The sequence below is a fragment of the Bacteroides sp. Marseille-P8574 genome, assembly GCF_902825465.1.
Lineage (GTDB): Bacteria > Bacteroidota > Bacteroidia > Bacteroidales > Bacteroidaceae > Bacteroides > Bacteroides uniformis.
Genome location: NZ_CADEBE010000002.1, coordinates 1600116 through 1616727 on the forward strand (window position 1 = coordinate 1600116; position 16612 = coordinate 1616727).

Genomic DNA, 16612 nt, shown 5'->3' on the forward strand with positions numbered 1-16612 from the left:
TTGTTTTATCAGTATACCGTTATTACTTTTCAGCCCATTCCTTGGCTCCCTGCTCCTTCAGTTTAGCAGTGAATGCCTTTGCCTTCTCCATAGCAGCCGCTTCCTCTTCCGGACTTGCATACGCATGCTTGTAGCCTTTCACCACATTCCATTCACCACGGGTGAAATCGGGGAATGCCACAGCCGCACAACCGTTGTCCATGGAAAGTTCTCCCAGTTCTGCAAGGCAGCACCACTCAGCAAGGTCGTATACATCCATATCCAAAGGAAGACCGTTCTGCAGGCAATATACCAGACGGCTGTCCATCACGAAGTCCATGCCACCATGACCTCCTACTTCCTTCGCCATCTCACCGTACTTCTTCAAAATGGGATGCTGGTATTTCTCCACGAGTGCCTCCATCTCCGTTTCCGGTAGGAAACCGTGTGAATTCAAATCATCCACTTTGGGCTGAACGCCCGATGCACTCAGCTGGTCAGCGTCAAGCGCATACCCTTCTACCGGATATTTGTTGGCGAATCCCTTGGTTCCCGTAAGCTGATACAGACGGTTATAGGGTTGTGGCGTCATTACATTGTGCTGAATCTCAATCACCTTTCCATTGGCTGTACGAATCATGGTCGTGGTATGGTCACCGTTACGGAATTCCTTGCACTCCTCGCCGGTTCTTTTCTCTACCAACTCCTTGCCCACCACAGATTTGGTGTCCATGGCTACCAGCGTTTCCATACGGTCACCACGGTGAATATCCAGTGCTTGCGCCACCGGACCAAGGCCGTGAGTGGCATACACGTCACCGCGATGCTTCATGTTGTAGTCCAAACGCCAGCCCAACTTGTCATTTTCTCCATTCTTCCAGTAATAGTCCCAAAACGGGCTCAAGTTATGTATATAAGCACCTTGTGCACGGATAACTTCACCGAATACGCCATGCTGCGCCATGTTCAGCGTATTCATCTCGAACCAGTCATAGCAACAGTTCTCCAAGATGAAGCAATGCTTGCGGGTAGACTCACTCAAGTTAATCAAATCCCAGCATTCCTGCAGGTTCATGGCCGAAGGCACTTCTATCGCTACATTCTTTCCGTTCTCCAGCGCACATTTGGCAACGGGGAAGTGATGCAGCCAGTCCGCAGCAATATAAACCAAGTCTATATCATCACGCTTGCAAAGTTCCTCGTATCCCTTGTCACCGGAATAGACGGCGGCTTTGGGCATGGATGCCTTCTTCAAGAGCTCCTGACATTTATCTGCACGGGCCTCTTCATAATCACAAAGAGCCACTACCTGCGTACCCGGAATATAAGTGAAACGCTCCACTGCTCCGGGACCACGCATCCCCAAACCAACAAAACCCACACGCACTGCCTCCAGCTTCGGAGTAGTCAGTCCCAATACACTCTTTTGTCCTTCCGGACGCTCGGGAGTCTTGACAACAATGGTACCATTTTGCCATTCCCATTGAGTTCCCTTCTCTGTGGTTTGCACAGTAGAAGTCTGGCTTGTGCATGCACCCAATACGAAGCACATTCCCAGCAACAACGATTTAACTGTTCCCATATTTCTGCTTTATTTAAGGTAAAAGAATTAATTGCAACAAAGATAGACAATCTTAACCAAAAGAAGATTATCAACAGCCATGTTCTTTTCAATCAGACAAAAGAATATACATACAGTAAACGCATTTAGATTAATTAACTCACTGTTTGATGCCAGTTTACGAAATATTCGTAGATTTGTATTGAATTCATTTAAATACTTTATCCATGGAAAAGTTAACGATACAAGAAGAAGAAGCAATGTTGTACATTTGGGAACTGGGCAGTTGCTTCGTAAAAGACATTGTTGCCAAATATCCCAAACCGGCGCCTCCCTACACAACAGTAGCATCTATTGTGAAAAACCTGGAGCGCAAGCAATATATCCGTGCCGCACGTGTAGGCAATACCTACCAGTATACCCCGCTTATACGCGAAAGCGAATACAAACGTACCTTTATGAGCGGTTTTGTGCGCAACTACTTTGAAAATTCTTATAAGGAAATGGTTTCGTTCTTCGCCAAAGACCAGAAGATTTCGGCCAATGACCTGAAAGACATTATAGATATGATAGAGAAAGGAAAGGAGTAAACATGTTAGCCTATTTTCTGAAAGTGAATGTAGCGATAGTACTGTTTTATGCATTCTATCGGCTGTTCTTCTACAAAGACACATTTTTCGGCTGGCGCAGAACCGCACTGCTTTGTTTCTTTGCCGTTTCCGCTGCCGTACCTTTGCTGAACATACAAACGTGGATTACGGAGCAGGAACCGATGGTGGCCATGGCAGATCTCTATGCCAGCGTTGTGCTACCGGAACTCACAGTAGGCACAGAAGTGGCTCCGACCGACTGGAAAAGCATCCTTTCAGAATATGCCAATATCGCCTATTGGGGAATAGTGGCATTGCTGATGATACGCCTCATCATGCAACTGGCAGGCATCATCCGCCTAACATGCCGATGCCGCAAGATACAAATAGGCAACACAAGTATACATCTACTTCCCAAAGCAGACGGGCCTTTCTCTTTTTTCCACTGGATTTTTATCCACCCGTCCTCGCATACGGAAGAGGAGTTCAACGAAATATTGACCCATGAGCAGACACATGCCCGGCAATGGCACTCCATTGATGTCATCATCAGTGAACTGGTGTGCATTTTCTGCTGGTGTAATCCATTTGCCTGGCTCATGAAACGGGAAATCCGTACCAATCTGGAATATATGGCCGACGCCCGCGTATTGGAAAACGGCTATGACTCCAAAACCTATCAATACCATTTGTTAGGATTGTCACATCAAAAGGCTGCAGTAACCATCTATAACAGTTTCAATGTTTTACCTCTAAAAAAACGCATCAAGATGATGAACAAAAAGAGAACCAAAGAAATAGGAAGAACCAAATATTTGATGTTCCTTCCTTTAGCGGCCTTACTTATGATTGTCAGCAATATCGAAACCGTAGCGCGTACCACAAAGAAGATTGCGGTGGAAGTCATAGAAGCTGTAGATCCCCAAACCGAACAACCGGCACCGGAAGTTCAAGACCCTCAAGTAGCTCCCCAACCGGAACAAGACACGAAAACCGTGACTTACAAAGGAAAGGTAGTGGACAAGGATGGAAAGCCAATACAAGGTGTGAAAATACTAAGTGTTCCTAATTCTACTCCTACCGAAGTCACTACCCAAGCCGATGGAAGTTTTGAATTCAAAGCCTCTCCCAAAGCAAAATTATTATTCTTATATCAAGACGGAAACAAAAAGAAAGGCATCTCTTTCACTGATGAAAGATTACCCAAAGAAAACAAAACGAATTGGACAATCGTTTACAATGAGAAATGGAATGAAGTCATGCAAAGCGACCCGGGAACTCCAGACAATCCGATTTTCGAGGTAGTAGAGCATATGCCCGAATTCACTGGTGGAGGTATGCCTGCACTGATGGAATACTTGAGCAAGAACATCAAATATCCGGAAGCAGCTATGAAGAAAGGTATACAAGGACGGGGTATCGTGCAATTTGTTGTGGAGAAGGATGGAAGTATTACCAATGTAAAAATACTGCGTGGCGTTGACCCTGAATTGGACAAAGAAGCCGTGCGCGTAGTCAGTGCCATGCCTAAATGGAAACCCGGTACACAACGCGGAGAAGCAGTACGCGTAAGATTTACGGTACCAGTAATGTTCCGATTGACAGAAGACAAGATCCCGGTGAAGTATGCTCCCATTGAAAACAAAATAAATGAACTGGTGGTAGTGGGTTATGCTCCGGAAGGTACAACGGTACCGGAGGAGGGAACCATTTTTGAAGTTGTAGAACAAATGCCCGAATATCCCGGCGGTATGCCCGCAATGATGGAATTCATCAGCAAAAACATCAAATATCCGGCAGCTGCACAGCAAGCTAAGATTCAGGGAAGAGTTACCATACAGTTTATCGTAAATACAGAGGGCAACATCATCAATCCCAGAGTTCTCCGCAGTGCCGACCCTCTGCTGGATGCCGAAGCAATCCGCCTGACTACCATTATGCCTAAGTGGAAGCCCGGCATGCAAAGAGGACAAGCTGTAAATGTAAAATATACAGTTCCCATCATGTTCCGTCTGCAAGAACCGGAAAAGAGTCCTGCTGTTCAGAACGCCACTGTTACTCCAACTAAATAAACTAATTCTCTCTCCAAACAAGTTTAAATGAAAAAGAAGCAGTTACCCGGCGACGGGCAATTGCTCCTTTTTCATAAAGGAAATATCCATGTTTATTTATGCACTTCCACAATCCGTGTCGGTGCCATTTCCATATTTCTGCGGTCTACCTGGCGGACTACGGCGGCAGCCAGTTGCAGGAACGCACGCCCGGTCACCGTATTCTCATCCAAAGCAACCGGAGTGCCCTTATCACCACTCTCACAGATGCTCTGTACAATAGGTATCTGCCCCAGCAACGGTACATTCATCTCTTCCGCCAACCTCTTGGCTCCTTCTTTACCGAAAATATAGTATTTATTCTCCGGCAGTTCGGCAGGTGTAAACCAAGCCATATTCTCTACCAAACCGAGAATAGGCACATTCACTTTGTCATTGGTGAACATATTGATGCCTTTGCGTGCATCTGCCAGCGCCACAGCCTGCGGCGTGCTGACAACGATAGCCCCCGTCAGCGCCAATGTCTGCACCACAGTCAAGTGAATGTCACTCGTTCCGGGAGGAAGGTCAATAAGGAAATAATCCAGTTCTCCCCAGTCGGCATCACCAATCAATTGCTTTAAAGCATTGCTTGCCATACCTCCGCGCCACAAGGTGGCCTGATCGGGATCGACAAAGAAACCGATGGAAAGCAGCTTGATACCATACTTCTCTATCGGAACAATTAAATCACGTCCACCAATGTTCTCCGCCACCGGACGGGCATCTTCCACTTGGAACATCTTAGGAACGGAAGGTCCGAAGATATCAGCATCCAGCAGACCCACCTTATAACCCAACTTTGCCAAAGACACGGCAAGGTTGGCAGCAACCGTGGACTTGCCTACCCCACCTTTTCCGGAAGACACTCCGATAACATTCTTCACCTGAGGTAATAGCTTACCCACTTCCGGACGTGCCGCCTGACGGCTTTCAGTCGTAATCACAACCTCCACCTCGGGAGAAACATACGTATGTATAGCCGTCTCGGCAGCTTTCACCATCGACTTCATGAAAGGATCGGTCGGTTTCTCAAATGTCAGCGAGAAGCTGACCTTCATCCCTTCAATCCGCATGTTATCGGCCACCATCTCAGCCTCAACAAGATTCTTTCCAGTGCCGGGATAACGCACTGTTGCCAATGCATCAAGGATTAATTTTGGATATAATGTCATTGTATTTACTATTTGACGATTTACTATTTACTATATTTTATGCGAATCAGCAGTAGTTTTAACCACTGATTCACATCATTTACTGGTTTGCAGTCCACTACGCTTGCTACGGTTATAACTGCGATACTCATCCAGCTCTATCTCCACATCCGGCTCCTGCAACTCGCCCTCTTGCGGAAGATGGAACTTGATGTACTTGATATTCAAACCACGATCCAGCCATTGTTGTTCATAATAGGTCTTGATGCTGAGTATCTCATCAGCCATGCCGGAGTGATATAAGTCTTCCGTCATCACATCCACCGGCAACCGGTTTCTTTCAATCATGTACCGGGTATAGGTAAACATGAAGTTGCTGTCCGTCTTCAGATGAACGATACCGTCATTCTTCAGGAACTTGCGGTAGCGCTCCATGAAATAAGTGGAAGTAAGCCTTTTGGTAGCCTTCTTCATCTGCGGGTCCGAGAAAGTAAGCCAGATCTCACTCACTTCATCCGAAGCAAAAAAACGGTCGATGATTTCGATATTCGTACGCAGAAAGGCCACATTCTTCATGCCCGATTGCAGCGACTCGGTAGCTCCCGTCCACATACGGGCTCCCTTTATATCCACTCCGATGAAGTTCTTATCGGGAAACATGCGTCCCAATCCGACAGTATATTCTCCCCTACCACAGCCCAGTTCCAGAACAATAGGATGGTCATTTTTGAAAAACTGCCCATGCCAATTTCCTTTCATGTCAAACGGCACATTATCTACCGCGGAATACGGATACTCGAAAACATGCGGATAACTCGCCATATCGGCAAACTTCTCTAACTTGTTTTTTCCCATTTAAGAAGTATTGAAACATAAAACATATTATTTTAAGCACGGATTGCACGGATTTTCACGGTTTCTCTTAAATCTATCCGTGTTTTCCGCGCAATCCGTGCCTAAAAGTATAAAAACAAAGTCCCGGCAAGTCTTATACGATAGACATTACCGTATTATTCAACGATCGTTACCCAACCATGAGTATCTGGCTCGTCACCATACTGGATGGCACGCAGCTTGTTGTAAAGCTTCGTACATACCGGTCCCGGTTTTCCATCTTTGGAAATAACGTATGACTTGCCGTTCTCTACGTCGTCAATACGTTCGATGGGGCTGATAACGGCAGCTGTACCGCAGGCACCCGCTTCCTCGAAAGTCAGCAATTCTTCTTCAGGAACCGGACGACGCTCTACCTTCATACCCATATCCTCTGCCAGCTGCATCAGGCTCTTGTTGGTGATGGAGGGCAAGATGGAAGTAGATTTCGGAGTGATATACGTATTGTCCTTGATACCAAAGAAGTTGGCAGCACCACATTCGTCCATGTATTTCTTTTCCTTGGCATCCAGATAGAACTCGCAGGCATAACCCAAATCGTGCGCTTTCTTGTTGGCACGCAAACTGGCTGCATAGTTACCACCTACTTTATAAGTACCGGTACCCAATGGAGCAGCACGGTCGAATTCGCGGATAATGACATACGGATTGGTTGAGAATCCACCCTTAAAGTAAGGACCTACCGGGGTCACGAACACCACAAACAGATATTCGCTGGCAGGATGTACGCCTACTTGTGCACCGGTACCCACCAGCAACGGACGGATATACAGAGAAGCACCCGATTCATAAGGCGGAATGAAACGCTCGTTCAGCTTCACCACCTTCAGAATAGCTTCTTTGAAACGCTCTGTAGAAAGTTCCGGCATCAAGATGCCACGGCAAGTGGATTGCAGGCGGGCTGCATTCTCTTCCAAACGGAAGATACGCACTTTACCGTCTTTGCCACGGAAAGCCTTCAAACCCTCAAACGCTTCCTGACCGTAGTGCAAACAAGTGGCAGCCATATGCATAGGAATGGTTTCCTCGCTGCAAACTTCCAGTTCGCCCCATTGTTCGTTACGATAGTAAATTCTCACATTGTAATCTGTCTTCATGTATCCGAACGGCAGATTAGCCCAATCAAGTTCTTTCATATCTCAAAGTATTAGTTACTTCTATTACGTACATTTTGCAACAAAAATAGCTTTTATTCTTCAGATTCCCGCTTCTCCGACAGTAATTTTTCAATTTCCTTATCAGCTTTGGTCAATTTATCGCTGCAAAATGCTATAATTCCATTTGCTTCCTTTATTTTTTCAGCAAGCACATCTATCTCCAGTTCATTGTTGTCTATCTGGCTGACAATTTTCTCCAAACGTGCCATGGCTTCGGAGTAGGTTTCTTTTTTCTTGGACACCATATTATTTACGATTTGACGGTTTACGATTTACGATTGAGGTTACTTCTCCTTTTTGGAGCAGGGTGGTGATTTCATCTCCTTCATTCAGCAAGCCGACATTTTTCACAACCTTCCCGTCTTTCAACGTGATGCTGTAACCGCGGGCAAGCAGCTTTTCCGGTGAAGCATCCACCAAGCGTTGCTGCAACAATTCCAGACGGTGGCGATAGCGGGACAAATAGGAAGTGACAGCTTGCACTACATCTTTCCGCGCAGTCAGTAAAGCCATTTTTGCATCGGATATGCAGCGGTATGAGACAGAAGGAATCCGGTTCTTGCAGACAGACAACTTGCGCTGTTCCTGCTGCAACAGATTCCTGACCCCCTCATGCAAGCGGGAAACAAGCATTTCCAGTTCATCGGCGGCATTGTTCATGAGGTCTATCAAGAACTCGGCGGCGGCCGTAGGGGTCTTTACACGGGTATGTGCCACAGAATCCAGCACCGTGTCGTCCCGCTCGTGACCGATACCCGTTATGATAGGTAACGGAAACTGTGCACAAGCAGCAGCAAGCAGATAGGTATCGAAACCGGACAAGTCGGACGTGGCGCCTCCACCGCGAATAATGGCAACCACATCAAACTCGAACAAGCGTGCATTCACCCGGTCGAGAGCAGAAAGGACAGACTCCTCCACACGGTCACCCTGCATCAAGGCAGGAAACAGCTCCGTATAAAAGTAGAACCCCCGGGAATTGTTTTCCAGCTGATGACAGAAGTCACCATAGCCCGCCGCCGTCGGTGAAGATATGACGGCAATACGTTGTGGCAGGCGGGGTATATCCAGTTCTTTATTAAGAGTGAGGACTCCCTCCTCCTCAAGCTGCCTCAATATTTCCCTGCGGCGACGCGCCATATCGCCCAACGTATAGGTGGGATCTATGTCCTGCACTGTCAAACTATATCCATAAAGTTCGTGGAAACTGACAGTGACCTGAACCAGCACTTTGATGCCCGAAACAAATGCCTGCCCCGTAGCCTCCTCAAAATAGGGCTTCAGCAACCGAAACACATTTGCCCAGATGGTGCCTCTCGCCTTAGCTACCAGACTATTGCTACGGGGATCTTTCTGCACAAATTCCAGATAGCAATGCCCTGTACTGTTGGTACGCACATCGCTCAACTCTGCCTGCACCCAAAACTCATCGGGGAGACACTGCTCCAGACTACGGCGCACAAGGGCATTCAACTCTTGTAAAGACAAGGCTTCCATATAGCTATCATTCAACCAGTTATAACTTTATAAAATTTTATCCGTAATAAAGCAGTACTTTATTCGTGATAAAGTGACAATACACTATTGGCAAGCCAACAGAAATTCTCGTTATTTGTTTCTTTCGGACTGATAATCCTGATACGCCTTCCACATATCGGGCACGCCATAGCCATAGATATTATCAGGATAATCCGTACGGTCACCGGAACGGCGCACCAATTCTATCCCTTCTTTTGCCGTAAGTTCGGGACAAGCCTGCCACAAGCAAGCCACCATGCCGCACATAATGGGTGAGGCAAAAGAGGTACCGTTCGCCCTTCCCTGGTTGCCGTCCGTACGTATAACGTCGGCATCCAGCCCGACGGCTACAACATCCGGCTTTATCCGATGGTCTGCCGTATTCCCTACAGACGAGAAAGGAGCCAGAACAGCTTCCTTGTCGACAGCACCCACCGTCAGCACATTCTCGGCATCGCCCGGAGGCGTAATCTTCTTCCAAGAATCGGTGCCCGAATTTCCGGCACTGCATACCAATACCATGCCCTTATCGGCTATGCGCGATGCCTGACGTGACATCAGCGCATAGTGCCCATCCAGATTGCGGAGCTTATAATTCTTGGATTTATCATCGAAAGCGTAATATCCCAATGAAGTATTAAGCACATCCACTCCCACGCTATCGGCATATTCCACAGCAGCAGCCCAGTAGTCCTGCTCTACCAGATGCTCGGAGTATTCGTCTTCGCTACGCAGCAACCAGAAAGAAGCTTCGGGAGCTGTACCGGTCATGACACCGGGGCGATTCATGGCGATGCACGAGAGCACCGCCATGCCGTGGCTGCTTTCGGCAAATATATCCGATTGGGGATTCACAAAATCCTTCGTACCCAGGATGCGGATATTCTGCATAGCGGTTATCTTGTCGGCATTGTGGAAACCCGCGTCGATAACGGCAATCGTCATTCCTTGTCCCTTGAAGCCTTCTTCGTGCAGCTTATCGCCATTGCTCAGCCGTATCTGGTCGACAGCCAATCCATAAATGCTGTCGGGATGCACGCTCGGGCGGTTTATCAGAGAGTCGCGCTCTGTCGCCATGAACGGCCCGTCACCTCCGGGAGCTATCCAGACCTTTTCCGTCTTCCGAACAAAAGGCAGGGCGGCAATACGCTCTATCAATGCAGAGTCGTTGCAGGACACTGTAACAAAATTCTCCCATTTGCCGGTAACGACAATCTTCGCGCCTTGCCTGCGAATCTCATCCACATACTTACGGCATACCGGAAGGTCTGTCGAGTCTATCGGAAGATTCTGCTTCCGGCGACGCTCAATCGCCTTTTCAGAAAGGAACGCTTCCGGATGTTCCAGCGAATACGTGGTGGCAGCCTTATCCTTCAGGCTGATACGATACTTCAAAGTATCTTGTTGTGCCGATGCTCCCGCCGCAAACAGGACAAAGGCTGAAAGAAGTACAAGTCTTTTCACAATTAGAAATTATAAATTAAAAATTAAAGAAACATCCCGATGCCCCGTTGGGAAGCGATGAATGAGCCTCCAACCACACGCCGGCCGACATAGAACACGGCAGACTGTCCTGGAGCAATGGCAGAAGCCTCCGACAAGAAGTGCACCAGCAGACGCCCGTCCTCCAGGCGCTTCACGGTGCAAGGAATAGGTTTGCTGCGATAACGGATGCGCACGGTGAGTTCTTCCGATCCAAAGAATTCGTCTTCATCCGTCAGATTCTCCTCTTCGGCCAGCATATATCCGGCCTTCAATTGTTCCGCATCGCCCAGCATCACGGTATTCTTCTGCGGATTAATTTTCAGCACATAGGCAGGTTTGCCCAAAGCTATCTCCAGGCCTTTCCTCTGTCCGATAGTGTAGTAAGGAAATCCTTTGTGCTCCCCCAGTTTGACGCCTTCCGAATTGACAAACCATCCCGGCCCCACTTCACTGTCTATCTCCGAGGAATGCTCGCGCAAGAAGTCGCGGTAGTCTCCCTTGATGAAACAGACTTCCATGCTTTCCCCTTCTTCCGCCTTGAGCGTATATCCTTTATCACGAAGATACTCGCGAACCTGCATCTTGGTGGATGCTCCCAACGGGAAGATGCATCGCTTCAACACCTCCTGCCCCAGTCGCCAGAGGAAATAGGACTGGTCTTTCTTATCATCATCCCCGGCAACAATGTAAACCTTCCCGTTCCGTTCCTCCAGACGGGTGTAGTGCCCGGTAGCAATGAACGCACACCCCAACCTGTCCGCCCACTCCGTCAGGATACGGAACTTGAATAACGGATTACACATCACACAAGGATTGGGAGTACGCCCCCGACGATATTCATCGATAAAGTTCTGAACGATAATCTGCCGGAAAGCCTCACGCTCATCTGCCACATGGTGTTCAATTCCCATACTGTCGGCAAGGTTGCGGGCTTCCACCGGTTCGTCTCCCCACACCCACATGGTGAGGCCGACTATCTCATAGCCCTGTTCCCTCAACATCAGGCAAGTGGCGGTACTGTCTATACCTCCGCTCATTCCCACTAATACTCGCTTTTCGGATTTGTTCATATTCTGCCATTCATTCATATAATCTGCAAAAGTACACGTTTTCAAGCAGAATACACAGCTTTTCAGCTAAAGAGAGAGTATTTTCATCCTCCACAGCCTTCACCTTCTTCCTCAACCTTCCTATTCATCGGCTTTTCCGGTAAGACCTCTTTCCTTCGCACTACCGCACTTCATAGGTGTTCCGGCGTTTTCTTATCAATTACGCATCTGTCTTTGATTACACCTCCTTTCCTCTTAGCATAACCATTTATGAATCAGCAGATAATCAGTGCAAAAAGAATGCAACCATTTTGCAGTGACGCTACGCCCCTACTACAGTGAGGTTAGCAGCAGGCAATTGACAGCTCCCGAGCCTTCAACGGGAAAGCGAATACAAGGTTTTTACCCGATAATCCATTTACTGCCCGGTATCAACGAGATGAGCTTGGTTGCCACGAAACAACTGATAAACGTACATACCGCTATAACCGGAATGGCAGCCACAGTGGGCAATCCCAATGTAGACTTAAACACCGACACCCACAAGCCAAGCCAGAAAATGTGCATAAGAAACATGCCGTAGCTGAGTTTAGACATTTCGGCAATGATGCGCGGAGGCTGCGGAATGCTGATACAGCCGAACAACAAAAATGTGCCTGCCGTCAACGCCACGCAATTAAGGGTACAGAAAGCCCATCCCACCTCAATGACCGGTGTAGAATGAACCACTCCTGGAACAGCCTGGACATAGAACGACCATATGGTAGCCGCCGCGCCGACCAGCATAAGCAGGAAACCGACCCGCAGACGCAAGGAGCGCCCCCAAGTAAGATGCACGCGGATATAATGTGCCAGCACAAGATAGCCTAAATAACCCGAAAAATACCATAACATGTGATATTCGTTCCAGAAACACTGTCCCCATACTTCACCAAACCAACGGTTGAGGAAAGGTATACAAGTAGAAATCAGAAACAATCCGATGAAGAAACGTTCTTCTTTGGCCGAAACCTTCTCCAGCCACGGTGAAATGACCGGAATGAACAGATAAAGACTTATCAACGGATACATAAACCAGAAGTGCCCGGCAAGCGCAGGAAAGTTCAGCCAGATACGTGAAAGGTCGTTCAGAGATTGTTCGCCGTCTATCTGTCCCCACAACATGGGCAACGTGCTATATAGTACCATGAAAAAGACGAACGGCGGCATGATGCGCAGGAAACGTTTGCGGTAAAACTGCCAACAGCTTTGTCCTTTCTTCATCGGTGCAAGCAGATAAGCCGAAACAATCATGAACAGAGGCACAGACATACGAGAGAAACCATCATAAACTGATACCCACAACCTATCGGCCTCATTCTGAAGGAAAGACTGCGGTCCTACCATATCTGTAGAGCCGGCAGCTCCATAAAAATTCTCACTGGCATGAACCAACATGACCAAGAAGCACGCAAACACGCGCACGTAATCCAAAAAAGCAATACGTTTCATTTTATTTTAAGTTTTCTATTTATGCAAGTCAGGAGTTAAAGATGTCAGCACTTCACTACTGTCCGCATCATTCATCAATTTATTCTCTTGTATTCGGGAACGCAGATATCCTTAACCGCGCAGCTCCCATAGGGATGAGTGTGATTTCTTCTTTGTCGCCTCTCGCTGCATCCTCTTCGGGCAACACGCCACACAACCCGGTTTCATCTATTTCCCATTCGGGAACCAATCGGCCGACAGCCTTCACCTCCAAAGGTACATTGGCCACCGTAAAAGGGTAGTCGCCGGCCGGCCATGATTTACGGATTACCTCGAAGTGTTTCAAGGGTTCTGTCTTGTCCAACACCAGCGAATAATTCCACGCGCTGCCGGGATATATCTCAGTAGTGGGCCATTTTTGAGGGTCAGCATCTTTTTGCCATTTAGAATCACCGATGGCCGTTTCGCGGCTGTCCTTCTCCACATATTTCTCAGCAATCTTAAGAGAGAGCGTGAGAGGACCGTAATCCACACTTACGCTGTTTTTATTGACCTGCCAGGTGCGCATGGACAAAGACATCGGAAACGTCAATTCCACACAGTCACCATCCGACCACTCGCGATGGATGCAGAGATACTTCCCTGCCACGGGAACCGCATCCACTTCCTCACCATTCACGCACACTTTCGCCTTTTGAGTCCATGAAGGGATTCGGAAATAGAACGGGAAGACGACTTTTCCCTCGGTAGAGACAGAAAAACGGATGTCTTCCTCAAAAGGATAATTCGTCTCTTCGTGCAAAGTGATTTCCTTTCCATCAGCTACTTTCACCACAGCTTTGCAAGCTGCATAAAGAGCCGTTGCCACTCCATTGTCGGGAGTTGCCAAAACCAGATGCTCGGCAAAGTAGGGCCAGCCTTGTGCATGATTGTGCTGACAGCAACGACTGCTGAAAGGATTCATCGAAAGAAACGGTCCGCGGTTGTCAATGCCCGGATGATGATTCTTGGAATCACTGACGACATGGTTCGGGCAAGTGATGTAGCGCAACGCTTTAAAATCCGGCATCACGGCAACCGGATAAGAATTAAATGCCACTTCTTCGCAATGCTCGGCCCATAAGGGGTCGCCCGTTATGCGAAGCATAATTTCATCGGAAGCCATCTGCTCAACCAGCCCGCAGGTTTCCACCCCTTGGCGAGGGTCGATATATCCCAAACGGGCATTCTCATCCGCCCCGAACATGCCACCGGGCACCTGCCCGAAAGTACGACGGATCAGCCGATGGACATTATAAGAGGCTTTCAGCATGGCAGAATCACCGGTCTGCATATAATAAATGGCAGGCTCACGGAAACATTGGGCAATGTTTACGTTGTGCCAGTTGGGCAAAGAGGTCGACTGAGTCCAGTCCGCAGTGTTGCGATGAATCTTTTCGGCCAATTCGAGCAAAAAAGCATCTCCCGTATGGCTGTAAAGCCAGTAAATGCTGATGATATTATCGCCTCCACGACTATTCTCCCAAAAGTCTTCCAGAAGTTGGTCGTCGGGAACCGTCATCTGCCATTTAAAGTAGTTTGTCATCAGGGCTATGACACGCTGGTCTTGAGAATACTCGTAATAAGATTGCAGGCACCAGAGCATAATCATCTGTGCCCAAAGTTCGCGTTTTCCATTGCGTTCGTTGACCGGGCCGAAATAACCGTCCGGCTGGCGACTGGCAAATACGCCTTCGATCCAGTATTTGGTTTCTTCTATCATCTTCGGATCATTCAGAATATATGCCAAACTGCTATACCCTTTGAGCCAATAGGGAACTTCCTCCCAACCATGGTCCCCACCGGTCGTAAGCCAAGCGTTGTCATCCTTTTCCAACCAAGCACTGATTTCCCCTAAATGTCCGGTCAGGCCGTCGCGCTGCAACTCCAGAAATTTCCTTACCCACCCCTCGGGACGGATGCTGCCTACTGGCAATTTTATAAAGTTCAATGGACGAAGCGGGGCACGGTAACCCATATAATTAGTATTGACAGCATGTATATCCGGCCGGTCAACCACCGTCACCGTACCAGCAGAAGAGGCAGAAGTACAAGCCATAACCGAAATTGCCAATGCCACGAAAAGGAAGGCAGCCACCCATGTATATAAGTTCTTCATGTTATATCTTAATCAATGCTATTCAATAAATCCACCTTCCCTTCATTAACCAACTTCAATATCAACTCACCGAAAAGGGTGTTCTGCCAAGCAAACCAAGGGCGGGTGAAGTTAGTTGCATCATCCTTATGGAACGACTCGTGCATGAAGCCCGTACCGGCATCCGTATCCATCAGCATCTTGATGCAAGTTTTGATTTCGGCATCATCCCGGCTTGTGAAAGCTTTCATCATAATGCTCATAGGCCACACCATGTCATAGCCGATATGCGGTCCGCCGATACCCTCACCGGCTTTGCCGCTGAAGAAATAAGGATTGCTGTCGCTCCACACAAAACGGCGGGTATTCTGATAAATAGGGTCATTGACGTCTACATCTCCCAGATAGGGCATGGCAAGCAAGCTAGGCACATTGGCATCGTCCATCAGCAAATGATTACCGAAACCATCAACCTCGAAAGCATAAATGGTACCAAATTCAGGATGATTGTAGGTTGCATAGCGTTTCAAAGCCATTTCCACCTCATCGGCCAAGGCACGGCAATCGGCAGCCAAAGCAGTCTCCTTGTTCACTGTTTCCAGAATCTCGGCAGCCTTACGCAAGGAAGTGACAGCAAAGAAGTTGGAAGGCACAAGGAACTGAAGCGTTGTGGCATCGTCCGACGGGCGGAAGCAGGACACGATAAGTCCCACCGGACGGACAGGAGCACCCAGACCATCATTGTTCAGCGTATCGAGCGCACGCTCCGTCTTGCGTTGAAATTTGTAGGGACCGGCACCCTCTTTGCGCTGCTGCTGACAAAAAGTAGTATAAATATTGCGGATGGCTTCCAGCCATTCAGCACCGAAAACCGAAGTGTCACCCGTCACCTGCCAGTAGTGATAAGCCAACCGTAAAGGATAACAAAGCGAGTCGATTTCCCATTTACGTTCATGCAGTTCGGGCTTCATGTCAGTAAGGTCACTCATCCAATGCCCATCGGGTAGCGCACCATCGTTGTAAGCATTCGCATATGGGTCGATATTGATACATTTGAACTGGCGTAGAATAACACCGGCCAGCATCTCTTTCAGTTTCGGGTCGTTATTGGCAAGCTGTACATATGGCCATACTTGCGCCCCTGAGTCACGCAACCACATAGCATGGATGTCACCCGTATATACAAAAGTATCAGGCTTTCCATCGCTGCCCTTGCGGAAGTGCACAGTAGTATCCAGCGTATTTGGAAAACAGTTGGCAAACATCCAGGAAAGCTTGCGGTTCTTCAAAAGTTTCTGTACACGGACAATCTCTTTCTCCACGGCAGTGGAACGGAAAAGTCGTTGTTTCTCTTTAGGACGGTTAGAGGTATAGTTACCAGCAGATGCCGTATTATCCTGCACGGCTACAAAGCCCGCATCGGCAAGAAGGCAGCTACTATTGACAGCCTGAACCATCCCGGCAGCCGCAGCCAGAACAAGACTGAAACAAATCTTTTTGGAATTAAGACTCATATTTCTTCTATATA

13 protein-coding genes are annotated in these 16612 nt (G+C 48.0%); 2 read left to right on the forward strand and 11 right to left on the reverse strand.

Annotated features, from left to right (window positions below; all coding sequences use genetic code 11):
- Window positions 1-22: 22 nt before the first annotated feature.
- A complete protein-coding gene (locus HUX74_RS19380) occupies window positions 23-1561 on the reverse strand; it encodes a Gfo/Idh/MocA family protein (protein WP_119961226.1) in 1539 nt (512 codons plus the stop codon).
- A 206-nt stretch (window positions 1562-1767) separates the two neighbouring features.
- On the opposite strand from HUX74_RS19380, the gene HUX74_RS19385 reads away from it, so the two are divergent.
- Window positions 1768-2130, forward strand: a complete 363-nt coding sequence (locus HUX74_RS19385; protein ID WP_005829755.1) for a BlaI/MecI/CopY family transcriptional regulator — start codon at window positions 1768-1770, stop codon at window positions 2128-2130.
- Between the two features lie 2 nt (window positions 2131-2132).
- Window positions 2133-4202 (forward strand): M56 family metallopeptidase, encoded by a 2070-nt coding sequence (locus HUX74_RS19390; protein WP_117600808.1) that lies wholly within the window; start codon window positions 2133-2135, stop codon window positions 4200-4202.
- Between the two features lie 92 nt (window positions 4203-4294).
- Here HUX74_RS19390 and HUX74_RS19395 read toward each other — a convergent pair whose 3' ends face one another.
- The 10 genes from HUX74_RS19395 to HUX74_RS19440 form a co-directional block, all read right to left on the reverse strand.
- A complete protein-coding gene (locus tag HUX74_RS19395) occupies window positions 4295-5395 on the reverse strand; it encodes an Mrp/NBP35 family ATP-binding protein (protein ID WP_117965179.1) in 1101 nt (366 codons plus the stop codon).
- 75 nt (window positions 5396-5470) lie between these two features.
- Window positions 5471-6229 (reverse strand): tRNA (guanosine(46)-N7)-methyltransferase TrmB, encoded by a 759-nt coding sequence (gene trmB, locus HUX74_RS19400; RefSeq protein WP_117600806.1) that lies wholly within the window; start codon window positions 6227-6229, stop codon window positions 5471-5473.
- Window positions 6230-6384: 155 nt separating this feature from the next.
- A complete protein-coding gene (locus HUX74_RS19405) occupies window positions 6385-7404 on the reverse strand; it encodes a branched-chain amino acid aminotransferase (protein WP_016273137.1) in 1020 nt (339 codons plus the stop codon).
- Window positions 7405-7457: 53 nt separating this feature from the next.
- Complete coding sequence (gene xseB / locus HUX74_RS19410; RefSeq protein WP_117600805.1) at window positions 7458-7670, reverse strand: exodeoxyribonuclease VII small subunit; 213 nt, start codon at window positions 7668-7670, stop codon at window positions 7458-7460.
- A gap of 1 nt (window position 7671) precedes the next feature.
- Entirely contained in the window at window positions 7672-8922 is a 1251-nt protein-coding gene (gene xseA, locus HUX74_RS19415) for an exodeoxyribonuclease VII large subunit (protein WP_174647358.1), read from the reverse strand.
- A gap of 111 nt (window positions 8923-9033) precedes the next feature.
- Window positions 9034-10407, reverse strand: a complete 1374-nt coding sequence (locus HUX74_RS19420; protein ID WP_174647249.1) for a S8 family serine peptidase — start codon at window positions 10405-10407, stop codon at window positions 9034-9036.
- Between the two features lie 23 nt (window positions 10408-10430).
- Entirely contained in the window at window positions 10431-11498 is a 1068-nt protein-coding gene (gene mnmA / locus HUX74_RS19425; protein ID WP_117713812.1) for a tRNA 2-thiouridine(34) synthase MnmA, read from the reverse strand.
- A 381-nt stretch (window positions 11499-11879) separates the two neighbouring features.
- Complete coding sequence (locus HUX74_RS19430; RefSeq protein WP_117600803.1) at window positions 11880-12968, reverse strand: acyltransferase; 1089 nt, start codon at window positions 12966-12968, stop codon at window positions 11880-11882.
- Window positions 12969-13047: 79 nt separating this feature from the next.
- Window positions 13048-15105, reverse strand: coding sequence for a beta-L-arabinofuranosidase domain-containing protein (locus HUX74_RS19435; protein WP_174647250.1), 2058 nt, complete (start codon window positions 15103-15105; stop codon window positions 13048-13050).
- Window positions 15106-15113: 8 nt separating this feature from the next.
- Window positions 15114-16598 (reverse strand): glycoside hydrolase family 125 protein, encoded by a 1485-nt coding sequence (locus HUX74_RS19440; protein WP_117600801.1) that lies wholly within the window; start codon window positions 16596-16598, stop codon window positions 15114-15116.
- Between the last annotated feature and the right edge of the window lie 14 nt (window positions 16599-16612).

Bases quoted from the DNA above. Each gene is read 5' to 3' on its own strand.
- trmB (WP_117600806.1), bottom strand. From the start codon at position 6,229: ATGGGAAAAAACAAGTTAGAGAAGTTTGCCGATATGGCGAGTTATCCG.
- xseA (WP_174647358.1), bottom strand. From the start codon at position 8,922: ATGGAAGCCTTGTCTTTACAAGAGTTGAATGCCCTTGTGCGCCGTAGT.
- HUX74_RS19385 (WP_005829755.1), top strand. From the start codon at position 1,768: ATGGAAAAGTTAACGATACAAGAAGAAGAAGCAATGTTGTACATTTGG.
- HUX74_RS19430 (WP_117600803.1), bottom strand. From the start codon at position 12,968: ATGAAACGTATTGCTTTTTTGGATTACGTGCGCGTGTTTGCGTGCTTC.
- HUX74_RS19440 (WP_117600801.1), bottom strand. From the start codon at position 16,598: ATGAGTCTTAATTCCAAAAAGATTTGTTTCAGTCTTGTTCTGGCTGCG.
- HUX74_RS19390 (WP_117600808.1), top strand. From the start codon at position 2,133: ATGTTAGCCTATTTTCTGAAAGTGAATGTAGCGATAGTACTGTTTTAT.
- HUX74_RS19405 (WP_016273137.1), bottom strand. From the start codon at position 7,404: ATGAAAGAACTTGATTGGGCTAATCTGCCGTTCGGATACATGAAGACA.
- xseB (WP_117600805.1), bottom strand. From the start codon at position 7,670: ATGGTGTCCAAGAAAAAAGAAACCTACTCCGAAGCCATGGCACGTTTG.
- HUX74_RS19395 (WP_117965179.1), bottom strand. From the start codon at position 5,395: ATGACATTATATCCAAAATTAATCCTTGATGCATTGGCAACAGTGCGT.
- HUX74_RS19380 (WP_119961226.1), bottom strand. From the start codon at position 1,561: ATGGGAACAGTTAAATCGTTGTTGCTGGGAATGTGCTTCGTATTGGGT.
- HUX74_RS19435 (WP_174647250.1), bottom strand. From the start codon at position 15,105: ATGAAGAACTTATATACATGGGTGGCTGCCTTCCTTTTCGTGGCATTG.
- mnmA (WP_117713812.1), bottom strand. From the start codon at position 11,498: ATGAACAAATCCGAAAAGCGAGTATTAGTGGGAATGAGCGGAGGTATA.